The 16,650-nt window shown below is 60.9% G+C and carries 15 protein-coding genes; 9 read left to right on the top strand and 6 right to left on the bottom strand.

The genetic code is table 11. From position 1 onward, the window contains the following. The first annotated feature begins 73 nt into the window (after positions 1-73). Complete coding sequence (locus tag NJC40_RS26290; protein ID WP_045481454.1) at positions 74-1,363, top strand: M18 family aminopeptidase; 1,290 nt, start codon at positions 74-76, stop codon at positions 1,361-1,363. 267 nt (positions 1,364-1,630) lie between these two features. Here the strand turns inward: NJC40_RS26290 and NJC40_RS26295 are convergent, their stop codons facing one another. Next, positions 1,631-2,350 carry a UTRA domain-containing protein gene (locus tag NJC40_RS26295; protein ID WP_045481456.1) on the bottom strand — a complete coding sequence of 240 codons (720 nt, stop codon included), beginning with the start codon at positions 2,348-2,350 and terminating at the stop codon, positions 1,631-1,633. Positions 2,351-2,682: 332 nt separating this feature from the next. On the opposite strand from NJC40_RS26295, the gene NJC40_RS26300 reads away from it, so the two are divergent. The 5 genes from NJC40_RS26300 to NJC40_RS26320 all read left to right on the top strand — a co-directional run bounded on the left by NJC40_RS26300 (position 2,683) and on the right by NJC40_RS26320 (position 7,303). Then, the gene (locus NJC40_RS26300) at positions 2,683-3,747 is read left to right on the top strand and encodes an ABC transporter substrate-binding protein (RefSeq protein ID WP_253142758.1); all 1,065 of its coding nucleotides are present in this window, start codon (positions 2,683-2,685) and stop codon (positions 3,745-3,747) included. A 143-nt stretch (positions 3,748-3,890) separates the two neighbouring features. Beyond that, positions 3,891-4,733 (top strand): ABC transporter permease, encoded by an 843-nt coding sequence (locus tag NJC40_RS26305; protein ID WP_253142759.1) that lies wholly within the window; start codon positions 3,891-3,893, stop codon positions 4,731-4,733. Continuing rightward, positions 4,720-5,529 (top strand): ABC transporter permease, encoded by an 810-nt coding sequence (locus NJC40_RS26310; protein WP_253142760.1) that lies wholly within the window; start codon positions 4,720-4,722, stop codon positions 5,527-5,529. The genes NJC40_RS26305 and NJC40_RS26310 overlap by 14 nt, the downstream gene beginning before the upstream one ends. Before the next feature lies 1 nt (position 5,530). Next, positions 5,531-6,520 (top strand): ABC transporter ATP-binding protein, encoded by a 990-nt coding sequence (locus tag NJC40_RS26315; RefSeq protein WP_253142761.1) that lies wholly within the window; start codon positions 5,531-5,533, stop codon positions 6,518-6,520. 129 nt (positions 6,521-6,649) lie between these two features. Beyond that, complete coding sequence (locus tag NJC40_RS26320) at positions 6,650-7,303, top strand: HAD family hydrolase (RefSeq protein ID WP_253142762.1); 654 nt, start codon at positions 6,650-6,652, stop codon at positions 7,301-7,303. A 17-nt stretch (positions 7,304-7,320) separates the two neighbouring features. Here NJC40_RS26320 and NJC40_RS26325 read toward each other — a convergent pair whose 3' ends face one another. Next, positions 7,321-8,286: an NAD(P)H-quinone oxidoreductase gene (locus NJC40_RS26325; RefSeq protein ID WP_253142763.1), complete on the bottom strand. Its 966-nt coding sequence runs from the start codon at positions 8,284-8,286 to the stop codon at positions 7,321-7,323. Between the two features lie 136 nt (positions 8,287-8,422). Here NJC40_RS26325 and NJC40_RS26330 point away from each other — a divergent pair, with 136 nt between their 5' ends. Both NJC40_RS26330 and NJC40_RS26335 read left to right on the top strand, forming a co-directional pair. Further along, positions 8,423-10,519 (top strand): carboxy terminal-processing peptidase, encoded by a 2,097-nt coding sequence (locus NJC40_RS26330; RefSeq protein WP_253142764.1) that lies wholly within the window; start codon positions 8,423-8,425, stop codon positions 10,517-10,519. A gap of 128 nt (positions 10,520-10,647) precedes the next feature. After that, positions 10,648-12,420, top strand: a complete 1,773-nt coding sequence (locus tag NJC40_RS26335; RefSeq protein WP_045481479.1) for a bifunctional diguanylate cyclase/phosphodiesterase — start codon at positions 10,648-10,650, stop codon at positions 12,418-12,420. A gap of 132 nt (positions 12,421-12,552) precedes the next feature. Here the strand turns inward: NJC40_RS26335 and NJC40_RS26340 are convergent, their stop codons facing one another. Continuing rightward, positions 12,553-13,473 (bottom strand): LysR substrate-binding domain-containing protein, encoded by a 921-nt coding sequence (locus tag NJC40_RS26340; protein WP_045481482.1) that lies wholly within the window; start codon positions 13,471-13,473, stop codon positions 12,553-12,555. Positions 13,474-13,595: 122 nt separating this feature from the next. Here NJC40_RS26340 and NJC40_RS26345 point away from each other — a divergent pair, with 122 nt between their 5' ends. Continuing rightward, complete coding sequence (locus tag NJC40_RS26345; RefSeq protein WP_253142765.1) at positions 13,596-14,972, top strand: L-serine ammonia-lyase; 1,377 nt, start codon at positions 13,596-13,598, stop codon at positions 14,970-14,972. Between the two features lie 144 nt (positions 14,973-15,116). On the opposite strand, the gene NJC40_RS26350 is transcribed toward NJC40_RS26345, so the two are convergent. From NJC40_RS26350 to NJC40_RS26360, 3 genes are all read right to left on the bottom strand, one after another. Then, positions 15,117-15,377, bottom strand: coding sequence for a DUF1652 domain-containing protein (locus NJC40_RS26350; RefSeq protein ID WP_045481488.1), 261 nt, complete (start codon positions 15,375-15,377; stop codon positions 15,117-15,119). 119 nt (positions 15,378-15,496) lie between these two features. Further along, on the bottom strand, positions 15,497-16,192 hold the full coding sequence (locus NJC40_RS26355) for a tRNA (adenine(22)-N(1))-methyltransferase (protein WP_363321700.1): 696 nt from the start codon (positions 16,190-16,192) through the stop codon (positions 15,497-15,499). A 114-nt stretch (positions 16,193-16,306) separates the two neighbouring features. After that, entirely contained in the window at positions 16,307-16,567 is a 261-nt protein-coding gene (locus tag NJC40_RS26360) for a DUF1652 domain-containing protein (protein WP_045481494.1), read from the bottom strand. Between the last annotated feature and the right edge of the window lie 83 nt (positions 16,568-16,650).

Raw genomic sequence — 16,650 nt, forward strand, 5'->3', positions numbered from 1 at the left:
CACACTCGTTCCTACAAGCGCCATATTGCCAGCCAATGCGTTAAACTCGCGCCATTGCTGTCTGGAGTGACTTATGCGTGAAGAGTTGAACAAGGGCCTGATCGACTTCCTCAAGGCCTCGCCTACCCCGTTCCATGCCACCGCGACCCTGGTGCAACATCTGGAGGCCGGTGGCTTCCAACGCCTGGACGAGCGTGACACCTGGGCCGTCGAGGCTGGCGGCCGCTATTACGTGACCCGCAATGACTCATCCGTCGTCGCCTGGCGCATGGGCCGCCACTCACCGCTGATCAGCGGCATCCGCATGGTCGGCGCGCACACCGACAGCCCGTGCCTGCGGGTCAAGCCACAGCCGGAGCTGCAACGCCAAGGCTTCTGGCAACTGGGTGTGGAAGTCTACGGCGGCGCGTTGCTTGCCCCCTGGTTCGACCGCGACCTGTCGCTGGCAGGGCGTGTGACCTTCCGCCGTGACGGCAAGGTCGAGAGTCAGCTGGTCAATTTCAAACAGCCGATTGCGGTGATCCCCAACCTGGCGATTCACCTCAACCGTACCGCCAACGAAGGCTGGCAGATCAACCCGCAGATCGAGCTGCCACCGATTCTCGCCCAGGTGGCCGGTGATGAACGCCCGGACTTCCGCGCCTTGCTCACCGATCAACTGGCCCGTGAGCACGATCTCAATGCCGACGTGGTGCTCGACTACGAGCTGAGCTTCTACGACACCCAGAGCGCCGCGGTGATTGGCCTCAATGGCGACTTCATCGCCGGTGCGCGGCTGGACAACCTGCTGTCGTGCTACGCCGGCCTGCAGGCGCTGCTGGGCAGCGACAGCGAGGAAACCTGCCTGTTGGTCTGTACCGATCACGAGGAAATCGGTTCGGCTTCAGCCTGTGGCGCCGACGGGCCGATGCTGGAGCAGATCGTTCAGCGGCTGGTCAGTGATCATGAAGATTACGTGCGCACGATCCAGCGCTCGTTGTTGATCTCTGCCGACAATGCCCATGGCGTGCACCCTAACTATGCCGACAAGCATGATGGCAATCATGGTCCCAAGCTCAATGCCGGCCCGGTAATCAAGGTCAACAATAACCAGCGCTACGCGACCAATAGTGAAACAGCCGGTTTTTTCCGTCATCTGTGCATGGCGGTGGAAGTGCCGGTGCAGAGTTTCGTGGTACGCAGTGATATGGGCTGTGGTTCGACCATTGGGCCGATCACTGCCAGTCATCTGGGTATTCGCACGGTAGATATTGGCTTGCCGACCTTTGCGATGCATTCGATTCGCGAGCTGGCGGGCAGTCATGATCTGGCGCACCTGGTCAAAGTCCTGGGCGCGTTCTACACCAGTAACGAATTGCCTTGACCATTGACGGCCTTCGCCCGCAGGAGCGGCTAGCCGCGAAAAGGCGTGATCTGCGCAGCGATAGAAAATCCTTTTTCGCGGTTTCTGGACTGCAGGTTTCGCCCTGCTGGGCGAGTTACTTTGGGGGTCAGTTCAGCGCTTGCCACGGCTAGTCCCGCTTCAAGCGGGATTCCCTCACTCCGGCGCCGACTTGGCGGTCGGCGTCGTCTATGCCATCCCGGTTCGAAGAGCAAAAGCAGAAGCTTAACGCCAGTGGCAGCAGTTCCTTCAGTCCCCACCCATCACGGCACTGACCCGTATCGCATCATGCCGCCAGTATTCCAGGTCGCAGTCGATCAGTCGTCCGTTGCGGTCATGATTGACTCTGGCGATGCACAGCCCAGGCGTGCCGATCGAGACTTTCAGTGCAGCGGCGGCTTCAGCGTGCAGGGCGGTGGGTGACAGTTCGAAGTTGACCCGCCCGTACTGCAACCCATAGCGCTCGGTATAAAGCTCGGTCAGTGATTGGCTCAGGTCACAGTCGAGGATGCCGGGGAAGCACTCGGGGCGCAGGTAGTGCTCCACATACAGCACCAGACGTTGATCGATGCGCCGGGCGCGGCAGATCTGAATCACACTGGACAACGCCGGCAGTTGCAGCCGCTGGCAGATGACAGCCGAAGCCGGTTGCAGGCGGGCCGAGAGCAGTTGGGTATGCGCCTGCCGTCCCTGGGCGCTGACCATGGCATGAAAGTGGCTGCGGCTGTTGAGGTCATAGGCCAGGCGTGGTGGCGAGATGAACCAGCCGCGGCGTTCTTCCCGGTAGATCAATCCTTGAGCTTCCAGTTGCAACAAGGCCTCGCGCAGGGTAATGCGCGTGGTGGCGAATACTTCGCTGAGTCGTCGCTCTGCCGGCAGCTTGCTGCCCGGCGGCAGCAGGCCGCTCTCAATCTGCTCCTGCAAGGCTTTGCCGATAGTGACAACGGCTCGTGGTTCATCGTCGCGCATTGAGCGTCCTGAATGGTCTAGTCCAGCGCCATAAGTGAGCACCAGAGCCTTCTGGCATCTGGCTCGATAGCCTAGTTCGCACAGATGACTGTCCTGTGACAATTGCTCGTCGAGGTCAGCCAAGACTAGATCACAATCTGTTGCAACACCTTGCCGATCAAGGGTTCAAGCTTGGTCTACGCTGTACACCCAGAGCGACCTGAGCAACGGATTTTTCCATTGCACACCCCATGCCGACACGAAAATGTCATGCAAGGCGCCTAATTTGGCTCAGGTATTGCTGATCTAGACCAAGACCACCCTCTTGCCGCATGTGCATCAAGGAGCTTCGAATGAAACACCTTTTGTTGGCATCACTGCTGGGTTCGGCCATTGCCCTGAGCAACACGGCCTTCGCGAACACTGATCTGAAATCCCTGGAAGACGCCGCCCGTGCCGAAGGCGCGGTCAACAGCGTCGGCATGCCTGATGACTGGGCCAACTGGAAAGGCACCTGGGCTGACCTGACCGCCAAGTACGGCCTCAAGCACAGCGATACCGACATGAGTTCGGCCCAGGAAGTGGCCAAGTTCGATGCCGAGAAAGACAACGCCAGCGCCGACATCGGTGACGTGGGCGCCGCCTTCGGCCCGATCGCCACGGCCAAGGGCGTGACCCAGCCTTACAAGCCGAGCACCTGGGAGCAGGTACCGGACTGGGCCAAGGACAAGGACGGCCACTGGGCGCTGGCCTACACCGGCACCATCGCGTTTATCGTCAACAAGAACCTGCTGCACGGATCGGAAATTCCAAAAAGCTGGGTCGATCTGAAAACCGGCAAGTACAAGGTCTCCATCGGTGACGTCAGCACCGCCGCGCAAGCCGCCAATGGTGTGCTGGCCGCCTCGTTTGCCTTCAAGGGCGACGAAACCAACATCGAGCCGGGCCTGCAACTGTTCACCGAACTGGCGAAGCAGAAGCGCCTGTCGCTGGCCAACCCGACCATCCAGACCATCGAGAAAGGTGAAATCGAAGTCGGAGTGGTCTGGGACTTCAACGGCCTGAGCTACAAGGCCAAGATGGCCAAACCCGATGACTACGTGGTGCTGATTCCGTCCGATGGCTCGGTGATTTCCGGTTACACCACGATCATCAACAAATACGCCAAGCACCCCAATGCAGCCAAGCTGACCCGTGAGTACATCTTCAGTGATGCCGGGCAGATCAACCTGGCCAAGGGCAACGCCCGGCCAATCCGCGCCGAGCACATCACCCTGCCGGACGAGGTCAAGGCCAAGCTGCTGCCCAACGAGCAGTACAAGCACGTGACACCGATCAAGAACCCCGATGCCTGGGAAAAAACCTCCAAGGCCTTGCCGCAAAAGTGGAACGAGCAAGTCATCATCGAGATGAATTGACCGACCCACGGTAGGAGCGGCCGGGCGGCGATCCGCTTTAGCCGCGAATGGGCCGAGACAGACGCTGCATCTTAAGCGCCTGGAATATTGCCTTCGCGAGCAAGCTCGCTCCTACCCTATTTCACCCTCTGGGAGCGTCTGACTTGAAGTCTCTTTCCCGCGGGCAATGGCTGGCGCTGTTATGCCTGCTACCCTTCGCCCTGTTTTTCATCGTGTTCCAGATCGCGCCGCTGGCCTGGGTTGCGATCCATAGCCTGCAGTCGGACAACGGCTGGGGGCTGGATAATTTCGCCAAGGTGTTCAACTCACGGTTTTACCGTCAGGCGATCCAGTTCAGCCTGGAGATCAGCTTCTGGTCGAGCCTGTTCGGCATCGTCATTGCGCTGATTGGCGCCTGGTCGCTGCGTCAGGTCGACTCAAGGCTGCGCGACTTCGTCAGCGCCTTTGCCAACATGACCAGCAACTTCACCGGCGTGCCGCTGGCCTTCGCGTTCATTATCCTGCTGGGTTTCAACGGTGCCGCGACCCTGATGCTCAAACAGGCCGGGATCATCGATGACTTCAGCCTGTACTCCAAGACCGGGCTGATCATTGTCTACACCTATTTCCAGATTCCTCTGGGCGTGCTGCTGCTCTACCCGGCCTTCGATGCGCTGCGCGAAGACTGGGCCGAGTCGGCGGCGCTGCTCGGTGCCAGCCCCTGGCAGTTCTGGCGGCATATCGGCCTGCCGGTGCTGACCCCGGCGCTGCTGGGCACCTTCGTGATTCTGCTGGCCAACGCGCTGGGCGCCTACGCCACGGTGTATGCCCTGACCACGGGCAACTTCAACGTGCTGCCGATCCGCATCGCCGCGCTGGTGGCCGGTGACATCACCCTCGACCCCAATACCGCCAGCGCCCTGGCGATGATCCTGGTCGGGCTCATGACCCTGGTGACCGTGGTGCATCAATGGCTGCTGAGAAGGAGCTACCATGTCGCTCGCTGAGAAAGGCTCTTCACAACAACAGGCCAGCCTGTATCACCGTGCGGTGGTGTGGTTGCTGTTTTTGATCCTGCTGCTGCCGCTGGCCGGCACGTTCCTGTACTCCATCTCAACCAGCTGGTCGGCCACCGTGCTGCCCAGCGGCCTGACCTTCAAGTGGTACCTGGCGTTGTGGAGCGACGCGCGGTTTCTGACCGCCTTCGCCCAGTCGCTGCTGGTCTGCGTCGGCGCCCTGCTGCTGTCGGTGCTGTTGATTCTGCCGCTGCTGTTCGTGGTGCATTACCACTTCCCGCGGCTGGACGGGCTGATGAACATCCTGATCCTGCTGCCCTTTGCCGTGCCACCGGTGGTGTCGTCGGTGGGGCTGCTACAGCTGTATGGCTCCGGGCCAATGGCTATGGTCGGTACGCCGTGGATTCTGATCGGTTGTTACTTCACCATCGCCCTGCCGTTCATGTACCGGGCCATCACCAACAACCTGCAGGCGATCAACCTCATCGACCTGATGGACGCCGCCCGGCTGTTGGGCGCCAATACCTGGCAGGCGGCGTTTCTGGTGGTGTTGCCCAACCTGCGCAAGGGCCTGATGGTCGCCCTGCTGCTGTCGTTCTCTTTTCTGTTCGGCGAATTCGTGTTTGCCAACCTGCTGGTCGGCACCCGCTATGAAACCTTGCAGGTGTACCTGAACAACATGCGCAACAGCAGCGGCCACTTCAACAGTGCCTTGGTGGTTTCCTATTTTGTCTTCGTGCTGGCACTGACCTGGGTCGCCAACCGACTGAACAAGGACAAGAGCTGACATGAGTTTTATCAGTATCGAAAAGCTGCAAAAGAGTTACACCGGCACGCCTGTGTTCAGCGACATCAACCTGCACATCGACAAAGGGGAGTTCATTACCCTGCTCGGCCCGTCCGGGTGTGGCAAGTCGACGCTGCTGCGCTGCATTGCCGGGCTGACACCGGTGAACAGCGGGCGCATCCTGCTCGACGGCCAGGACCTGGTGCCGCAAACCCCGCAAAAGCGCAACATCGGCATGGTGTTCCAGAGCTACGCGCTGTTCCCCAACATGAGCGTGGAGCAGAACGTCGCCTTCGGCCTGCGCATGCAGAAGGTCAGCGCTGACGACAGCCAACGCCGGGTCAGTGAAATTTTGCAGTTGGTCGAACTGCAGGATTTTGCCAAACGCTACCCACACCAGTTGTCCGGCGGCCAATGCCAGCGGGTGGCCCTGGCCCGTTCGCTGGTGACCCGCCCGCGCCTGCTGCTGCTCGACGAACCGCTGTCGGCACTGGATGCGCGGATTCGCAAACACCTGCGTGAACAGATCCGCGCCATCCAGCGTGAGCTGGGCCTGACCACGATCTTCGTCACCCATGACCAGGAAGAAGCCCTGACCATGTCGGACCGCATCATGCTGATGAATCAGGGGCAGATCGTCCAGAGCGGCGACGCCGAAACGCTCTACACCGCACCGGTGGATGCCTTCGCTGCGGGCTTTATCGGCAACTACAACCTGCTCGACGCCCAGACCGCCAGCCGCCTGCTGCAACGCCCGGTCGACAGCCGCATTGCCATTCGCCCGGAGGCCATCGAACTGAGCAGCAGCGGCGAGCTGGCCGGCGAAATCGTCAGCCACAGCCTGCTGGGCAACGTGATCCGTTACCGCGTGCAGGTCAACGGCGTGGCGCTGGTAGTCGACGTGCTCAACCGCTCGGCAGCGGACCTGCAGCCCGACGGGCAGGCAGTGGGGCTGAACATCGAACCCGCCGCGATTCGCCATCTGCAGTAGGAGCGAGGTTGCTGGCGAAAAAAAATCAGCCCTGACGCAACATCTCTGGCGTCTGGACGACAGCTTTCGCGACCAAGCTCGCTCCCACAAGGTACAGTGTCGCCATCACGCTCATAAAGGACCCTATCAATGCCCGTAGCGATTTTCGATCTGGACGAAACCCTCATCGATGGTGACTGCTCCACCTTATGGTGCGAGCAGATGGGCCGCCTGGGCTGGGTCGACCCGGCCTCGTTCATGCGCCGCAACGACGAGATGATGGAGGCCTACAAAGCCGGTGAACTGGCCATGGAGGACTACATGGCGTTCAGCCTGGAGCCTATGGCTGGCCGTACTCCTGAAGAGATCGAGCATTTGGTCGGCCCCTGGGTCGAGGACTTCATTGAGCCGATCATCTTTTCCGATGCCTGCAAGGCCATCGCCGAACACCGCGCAAAAGGCGACCGGATTCTGGTGATCTCTGCCTCCGGCGTGCATCTGGTGGCGCCGATCGCCGAGCGCCTGGGTATCGATGAAGTGCTGGCCATTGATCTGGACATACAACATGGTCATTACAGCGGCGCCACAACCGGCGTGCTGACCTACCAGCAAGGCAAAGTCACCCGCCTGCTGGAATGGCTCGACGCCGAAGGCGAGAACCTTGAAGGCGCCAGTTTCTATTCCGATTCACGCAACGACCTGCCCTTGCTGCAGACCGTTGACCACCCGCAGGTGGTCAACCCTGACCCGGTGCTGCTGGAGCATGCGTTGCAGGCCGGCTGGCCGGTACATGTCTGGAAATAGACTGGCGCCTTGGCGGGTCAGTTCAGGCTGCCATCAATGATCAGCACCAGCTTGCCCGACACCTGGTTGCCGGCAAGCTCTTCGAAAGCCGCCTGGGCCTGTTCGATCGGGTAAGTCCGCGCCAGTTGCGGGCTGAGCCGGCCTTCGGCGAACAGCGGCCAGACCTGCTGGCCGAGGTCGCTGAGCAAGTCGGCCTTGAACTGATCATCGCGGCTGCGCAGGGTCGAGCCCAGCAACTGAATACGCTTGCCCAGCACGTGGGCCAGGTCGAGCTGGGCATGGCGCCCGCCCATCATGCCGATCAGCACCCAGCGACCGTCCTGGGCCAGCAGTTTGAGGTTGGCATTGGAATAATCTTCGCCACCGACCGGATCGAGGATCGCGTCAAACGGGCCAAGCGCTTTCAGCCCATCCAGACCTTCGCTGCGTAGCACACCGCCCTGGGCACCGAGCTGAACACAATAGTCCAGCCGCTCAGCGGAGCCGACACTGACCCAGACCGGGCTGCCAAAAGCCTTGCAGAGCTGAATCGCGGCTGAACCAACGCCACTTGCACCGGCGTGCAGCAAGACCTTTTCGCCAGGCTTGATGGCTGCCAGCTGGAACAGGTTCAGCCAGGCCGTGGCGTACACCTCCGGCAACGCTGCCGCTTCGGCCAGGCCCAGGTTTTCCGGGACCGGCAGAACATGGCGGGCATCGACCACCACCTCTTCAGCCATGCCGCCCCCGGCCAGCAGGGCGCAGACCCGGTCACCGACCTGCCAACTGCTGCCCGGCCCTACCTCGGCGATCACCCCGGCGCACTCCAGACCAAGTATTTCGCTGGCTCCAGGCGGTGGCGGGTACTTGCCTTCGCACTGCAGCAGGTCGGCGCGGTTGAGACCGGCAGCCGCCACCTTGATTCGTACTTGTCCTACATCGAGGGCTGGACTTGTGCTGTCAGCCCATTCCACATGTCCGTTAACGCCTTGCAATGCCTTCACAGTGCCTCCATAGTGAGTCAGGACTGAGCCCGCGGCCTATGCCGGGGGCTTTTGCATTATGCGACCGGGTCCATGGAACCGGCGATCTCTAAGACGGCCTAATATGCGTTATCAATTGTCTCCGCGTCGAATCAGCATGAAGCATTTTATTCCCAGTACGTTTCTATCAAGAAGCGCCCTCGCCCTGCTCATCGGCCTGGCCACCCTGCCGATGTCAGCCAGCACCTTTGCCGCCAACAGCTGGGACAAGCTTCAGCCTGATCGCGACGAAGTGATTGCCAGCCTGAATGTCGTGGAGCTGCTCAAGCGCCACCACTACAGCAAGCCGCCACTGGACGACAAGCGTTCGGTCATCATCTACAACAGCTACCTCAAGCTGCTCGACCCCTCGCGCAGCTACTTTCTGGCCAGCGACGTCGCCGAGTTCGACAAGTGGCAGACCCAGTTCGACGATTTTCTCAAAAGCGGCGACCTGAACGCCGGCTTCACCATCTACAAGCGCTACCTCGACCGCAGCAAGTCGCGCATGGACTTTGCCCTGGCTGAACTGAACAAGGGCGTCGACAAGCTCGACTTCAACGCCAAGGAAACCCTGCTGGTCGACCGCAAGGACGCGCCATGGCCGAAAACCGACGCCGAGATGGACGACTTGTGGCGCAAGCGCCTCAAGGATGAAGTCCTGCGCCTGAGGATCGCGGGCAAAGAACCGGCCAAGATTCAGGAGACCCTGACCAAGCGCTACAAGAACCAGCTGTCGCGCCTGAACCAGACCCGCGCCGAAGACATCTTCCAGGCGTACCTGAACTCCTTCGCGATGTCTTACGACCCGCACACCAACTACCTGTCACCTGACAGCGCAGAGAACTTCGACATCAACATGAGCCTGTCGCTCGAAGGCATCGGTGCGGTGCTGCAGAGCGACAGCGACAACGTCAAGATCGTGCGCCTGGTGCCGGCCGGTCCTGCGGCCAAGACCAAGCAGGTCTCGACCGCCGACAAGATCATCGGCGTCGCCCAGGGCGACAAGGAAATGGTCGACGTGATCGGCTGGCGTCTCGATGAGGTGGTCAAACTGATTCGCGGCCCGAAAGGCTCGGTGGTGCGCCTGGAAATCATCCCGGCCAGCAATGCGCCGAACGACCAGACCAGCAAGGTGGTGTCGATCACCCGCGAAGCGGTCAAGCTTGAAGAGCAGGCGGCCAAGAAGTCGATCCTCAACCTCAAGCAGGACGGTCGCGACTACAAGCTCGGCGTCATCGAAATCCCGGCCTTCTACCTGGACTTCAAGGCCTACCGCGCTGGCGATCCGGAGTACAAGAGCACCACCCGTGACGTGAAGAAACTGCTCACCGAGCTGCAGGCCGAGAAGGTCGACGGCCTGGTACTGGACCTGCGCAACAACGGCGGTGGCTCGCTGCAGGAAGCCACTGAGCTGACCAGCCTGTTTATCGAGAAAGGCCCGACCGTGCTGGTGCGTAACGCCGACGGCAAGGTCGATGTGCTCGAAGACGAAGCCAAAGGCGCCTTCTATAAAGGCCCGATGGCGGTACTGGTCAACCGGCTCTCGGCTTCGGCTTCGGAGATCTTCGCCGGCGCCATGCAGGACTATCATCGCGCACTGATCATCGGTGGCCAGACCTTCGGCAAAGGCACCGTGCAGACCATCCAGCCGCTCAACCACGGCGAACTGAAGCTGACCCTGGCCAAGTTCTACCGGGTGTCCGGGCAAAGCACCCAGCACCAGGGTGTGGTGCCGGACATTACCTACCCGTCCTTGATCGACACCAAGGAAATCGGTGAAAGCGCTCTGCCTGAAGCCATGCCATGGGACAGCATCCCGCCGCGCATCCGCCCGGCAAGCGACCCGTTCAAGCCGTTCCTGGCGCAGTTGCAGGCGCGCCATGACCAGCGCAAGGTCAAGGACGCCGAGTTCGTGTTCATCGAAGACCGTCTGGCCCTGGCCCGCAAGCTGATGAGCGAGAAGAGCGTCAGCCTCAACGAGATCGATCGTCGCGCCGAACACACCGCCATCGAGAATCAGCAACTGGCGCTGGAAAACACCCGGCGCAAGGCCAAAGGCGAAGAACCGCTCAAGGAGCTGAAAAAGGAAGACGAAGAGGCGCTGCCAGTGGAAGACGAGAAGACCAAACCCGAGGATGACGCCTACTTGGCCGAAACCGGGCGCATCCTTATCGACTACCTGGGCCTGAGTGCCACGGTGGCGAAAAAGTGATAGAGGTCAGATGGCGATAGCATAGTGCCAATCTGTCATCATACAGTCATGAAACTGTCGTGAAATAAGGGTCTGCTGACAGCGTCAAGCAGACCCTTATTTTTTGCAGTCTTGCAGTAGAGATCGCCATGACCGTGACTGAACAACTGAGCGCCCTGGGTTCCATCCTGGCACAGGGTGATTTGCACAGCTTGTTCCAGCCCATCGTCATGCTTTCAGAGCGTCGCGTGCTGGGCTATGAAGCCCTGACCCGCGGCCCGTCCAACAGCCCCTTGCACTCGCCCATCAGCCTGTTCGCCGTGGCTCGCCAGGCCGGCCGTCTGAGCGAACTGGAACTGGCCTGCCGCGAGAGCGCATGCCGGCGCTTCAGCCAGCAACAACTGCCGGGCAAACTGTTTCTCAACGTCTCCCCCGAGTCGCTGCTCGAAGCCTCGCATCCGCCGGGACGCACCCTGAAGATGCTGCAGCGCTACAACATCGAGCCGCAGAACGTGGTCATCGAGCTGACCGAGCAGACCCCCACTGACGACTTCGACCTGCTCTACAAGGCTTTACACCACTACCGCGACATGGGCTTTTCGATTGCCCTGGACGATTTGGGCGCCGGCTATTCCAGCCTGCGGCTGTGGTCGGAGTTGCGCCCGGACTACGTGAAGATCGACAGGCACTTTATCGACGGCATTCATCAGGATGCCGTGAAGCGCGAATTCGTCGGTTCCATGCTGCAGATGGCCAAGGCATCGCGGGCGACGGTGATCGCCGAAGGCATCGAACTGGCGGATGAACTGGCGGTACTCACCGAAATGGGCATCGATCTGGTTCAAGGTTATCTGCTGGCCCGTCCTCAGGAATGCCCGCCGCGTGATGCCGGGCGCATGCTGCCCAAGGCCGAAGCCGCGCTGGTGCCGCTCAACGAAGACAACGCCGACCTCAGCGTGCTGCTGATCGCCCAGGCGGCGGTCAGCAGTGACACGCCCACGGCAAAAGTGCTCGATGCCTTCCGCCAGCAAGCCAATCTCAACTCGGTGGCGGTGCTGGATGCCAATTCCCGGCCTTGCGGCATCGTGCATCGACACTCGCTTTCAGAAGCTCTGCTCAAGCCCTTTGCCACCGAGCTGTTCGCCCGCAAGCCGATCAGCCGGTTGATGAGCGATGATTTTCTTGCCGTCGAGCTGAGCCAATCGCTGCAACAGGTCAGCCGCCTGCTGACCAGCCGCGCCCGCCAGCGCATCGAAGAAGACTTTATCATCACCAGCAACGGTGCCTATCTGGGGCTGGGCCGGCTGATCGACGTGCTCAAACTGATCACCGAGCAGAAGATCCAGCAAGCCCGTTACGCCAACCCGCTGACCTTGCTGCCCGGCAACGTGCCGATCCAGCAATGCCTGACGCGGGTGCTGCAACAACAGCGCGAGGCGGTGATCTGCTACGTCGATATCGATAGCTTCAAGCCGTTCAACGATATCTACGGCTACGCGCGCGGTGACGAAGTGTTGCTCTGCCTGGCGCACTGCCTGAACGAACGTATCGACCCCAGCCGCGACTTCGTCGGGCATATCGGCGGTGACGACTTTCTGATGGTGCTGGGGGTGGAAGACTGGGAGAAACGCCTGCAGGTGCTGCTGGAGGACTTCCAGAATCAGTGCCGGCGCTTTTACCGCGCCGAGCACCTGCAAGCCGGCTGCTTCAACGCCTTGAACCGCCAGGGCGTGCGCCAGGAGTTTGCCCTGCTGTCGCTGTCGATCGGGGTGGTGTACCTGCGCGTGGAGGCCTGCGCGCAGATCGATGCCAGCCAGTTGGCGGACCTGGCGTCACAGGCCAAGCACTACGCCAAGGATGTGATCGGCGCCAGTATCCATTGCATCGATACCGCGCGGGTTGAGGAGTTGAGTGGCATCTGAGCCGGATAATCGCTTAACTGATCGGTATTACCCAACAGGAGGGGCTTTAGCCGCGAAGGCTTCGCCGCTGAAGCGGCTCCTACAGGGCCCTACGCGATGGCAAGACGGCGGCCTGGCCAAACAACCTCAAGCCTACGGCAGATGCTGCCCGGCCTCATGCACCAGCCAGTCATGCACCGCGCGCCGTGATGGCGTGCTCAATGCGCCTTCGCGGTACACCAGCACGTACTTTTTACGCGCCTTGATCGGCTGGCCAAACGGCACGATCAGCGAGCCTTCCACCAGTTCGTTGGTGATCAGGGTCTTGCGCGCGATGGCCACGCCCATGCCCATGCGCGCCGCCTCGATGGTCAGGTGGTTGCGGTTGAACGTGTGGCCACGGCGCACATCCACCCCCTCGGCGCCAATCGCCGTCAGGTAAAACTCCCACTCGGCGTATTCGTAGCTGCCGCGCCAGGCGGTGATGTCGTGCAGCAGCGGGTAATGCACCAACTGGCTGGGGCCGTCCAGCGGCGGCCGGCCTTCCAGCAGTTTCGGCGAGCACACCGGGTACAACTCTTCTTCCAGCAACGGCGTGGTCTGCAACCCTGGGTAGCTGCCGTCGTTAAGGTCAATGGCCAGATCGAAATCATCGTCGCGCAGCGAGCCGCTGCTGTCCTCGGCGATCACCCGCAACTGGATGTCGGGAAACGCCTGTTGCAGACGCGGCAGGCGCGGCATCAGCCACTTGTGCAAAAAGGACGGGATCGAGCGCAGCTTGAACACCCCACCGATCTGCCCGGAATACAACAGGCGCAACTCATCGCTGATGCGCCCCTGCACCTCGTTGGCGACCAGCGCCAGGCGCTGGCCTTCGGCGGTCAGTTCCAGACCGCGCCCGACCCGGTGAAACAGGGCAAAGCCCAGGCGCTCTTCGAGCTGGCGCATTTGCTGGCTGATCGCGCCAGGGGTGACGTGCAGCTCATCGGCGCAGCGGGTAAAGGACAGATGTCGTGCGGCACAGGCAAACACCTGTAGCCAGGCATGCATCTGGGCATTGACGATTCGGCTCATTGAACAGTTCCGCTAAAGCGTTGCATAGGAACAATCGTTTGTCGTTTCAGGACCGCCAGCCAAAGATAAAGCCATCAGATGGGGCCTGTTGCCTCAGGCTATTTATCCGAGGGTTACACGACATGGCTATCAGCGTCTTCGACATGTTCAAAATCGGCATCGGGCCGTCCAGTTCGCATACCGTCGGGCCGATGCGTGCCGGTGCAACCTTCGTGACCGACCTGCGCAAGCACAATCTGCTGCCGAGCGTGGAACGAATTGAAGTGCGATTGTACGGGTCTCTGTCGGCCACGGGTATCGGCCATGCCAGCGACCGCGCCACCGTGATGGGGCTGATGGGCGAATGGCCCGACCGCGTCGACATCGTCGATGTCAATCAGCGCGTCGAAAACCTGCTCAAGGACCAGCGCCTGAACGTCGCAGGCGAGCAGGACATCGAGTTTATCTGGGCACGCGACATGCTGCTGCTCGACGAAAGCCTGCCCTTCCACCCCAACGGCATGACGATTTGCGCCTATGGCGCGACCGGCGAGTTGTACGAGCAAACCTACTACTCGATCGGCGGCGGCTTCATCATCAATGCCGAGCAGGCCGCCAGCGGTCAGCTGGACGGTGACAGTACCGAACTGCCTTATGACTTCTCCAGTGCCAAGGAGCTGCTGCGCCTGTGCAAGACGCACAACCTGAGCATTTCGACGTTGATGATGGAGAACGAAAAGTGCTGGCGCAGTGAAGCAGAAATCCGCGCCAAGATCCTCGATATCTGGGCTGCCATGCAGGCTTGCGTCAACAAAGGCCTGAGCGAACAAGGCATTCTGCCCGGCGGCCTGAATGTGCGTCGTCGCGCCTGGCGCTTGCACCAGAGCCTGCTGGAGGTGGGCAAGGCCAACGTGATCGGCTCGACCCTCAGCGCCATGGAGTGGGTCAACCTGTTCGCCCTGGCGGTCAACGAAGAAAACGCCGCCGGCGGGCGCATGGTCACCGCGCCCACCAACGGTGCGGCGGGTATTGTCCCGGCGGTACTGCATTACTTCATGAAATTCAACCCGGCGGCCAATGACGACGATGTGGTGCGCTTTTTCCTCAGCGCCTCGGCAGTGGGCATCCTGTGCAAGAAAAACGCTTCGATCTCCGGCGCCGAAGTGGGCTGTCAGGGTGAAGTCGGCTCAGCCTGCGCCATGGCGGCGGCCGGCATCGCAGAGATTCTCGGCGCCACCCCACAGCAGGTGGAAAACGCCGCAGAAATCGGCCTGGAACACAATCTAGGTCTGACCTGCGACCCGGTCGGCGGGCTGGTGCAAGTGCCGTGCATCGAGCGCAACGCGATTGCCGCAGTGAAAGCCATCAACGCAGCACAAATGGCCTTGCGCGGCGACGGTGAGCACTTCATTTCCCTCGACCAGGCGATCCGCACCATGCGCGACACCGGCGCGGACATGCACGATAAATACAAGGAAACCTCGCGCGGTGGCCTGGCGGTCAGCCTGGTAGAGTGCTGAGGCCGGGCGTCTCGTGGTTGTTGTAGGAGCAGCTTTAGCTGCGAAGGCGTTTCGTAGATTGCCTTTCCCGGCTAATCTTCCCTGCTAAAGCAGGTCCTACAAACTAAAGCAGGTCCTACAAACTAACGCCGAGCAAGCGATCGATTACCCCTGACGTTTGACCGGATCGGCTGCGGCGGCATGCCGACGACTGGCGCGCTCTTTGACATCACGCACCAGCGCGGCAAGATCCCGGCCGCCGGTCAGGCTGGCGACCGGTATGCCGGGCACGAGCAGTTCGCGGGCGTGGCTCTCGGGGTTGAGCAACTCCAGAGTGATAGTGCCTTCTTGGGAAATCGTGCAGCGGCAAGGCGTGGGGGCAAACGCTTTTTCCAGAATATGGCGCAGCTCGTTGTGCGAAAACATCAGAACATCCCTTCATCCGTATCGTTGGTTAGCGAGTGAGTCAGGTTCAAAACCTTAGTCTAGACCGCTCAGTGCAACGTTCAGCGATTTCGCCCGGAATACGACCAAAGTCTCAAAGCTCAGCCCAGCATGTCGCTGATCCAGCGCACCTGCTGACTGATGTCCTGGACCTTGTCCTGCGCCACCGCCTGACGGGCCTTGGCGAAGCCTTTGAGGGTCTGCTGCTTCTGCCGCAGGACCCGTTGCCACTTGTTCAAAAATGCCGGGCTGCGAACCTGCAATTGCACCGGGCCGAAGTACAGTTGCTCGGCGCTGTAGCTCACCGGCCCGCTACGTTCAGCGACAATGATTTCATAATCAAAGCGGTTCTCCCGCAACGCCTCCTCAGCCAGGATGCAATAGCCGTTATCCATCAGCCACTGGCGCAGTTCCCGCTCGCCGCCATTGGGCTGCATGATCAGCCGTTCGGCGCCGCTCAATCGCGCCCTGCCCGCCTGAAGAATGTCACGGATGGTTTCGCCGCCCATACCACACAGGCTGATCGCGGTGATTGCATCATGAGCTTCGATTGCCGCCAGACCGTCAGCCAGACGCACGCTGATCTGCGCCTGCAGGCCATATTCACGTACCGTGCGGGTTGCTGCATGAAAGGGCGTCAACGCCACCTCGCCGGCCACCGCCGAAGCAATCACCCCGCGCTGCACCAAGGCGACCGGCAGGTAGCCGTGGTCCGAGCCGATATCGATAAACCGGGCACCTGCGGGCACGTGAGTGGCAACGCGCTCCAGGCGCATGGACAAAGTCTGTTGGTTCACCGGCAGCCCCTTCAAGCACGCGCATCTGGCCCGGATGGCCAGAACGGGGCGCGACTTTATCGGGCAATGCCGGGGTTTTCAAATCGGCGTTCAGGATAAACAGCCTGCCGGTCATCACGCCCGGCGCTGCTCTTGCTCCCGGGTGATTTGCTCCTGGCGGGAAAACGCTTGGCGCACCTGCTGGACCAGACCGGAAATCGCTCGGGCCGAGTTCAGTTCCCTGGCATTGAGATTATTGGCGACAAACGCCGGATGACCGTATTCGGGACGATAGAGGCTGATGGTCATCAAGTGATCGGGGCTGATCGTGCACAGGCATTTGGTTGGCAGAAAGCCGGATTCGATAATCTGACGTAATTCGAGGGACGACATCATGCTTGATCTCCACGGCCAGACAGTGGCCTATGGCTAATGGATGAAGCACGGGAGAAATCGTTCCGGGAATTAGCTGAGCGGTT

This window comes from Pseudomonas sp. 21LCFQ02 (assembly GCF_024129895.2).
Classification (GTDB): Bacteria; Pseudomonadota; Gammaproteobacteria; order Pseudomonadales; family Pseudomonadaceae; genus Aquipseudomonas.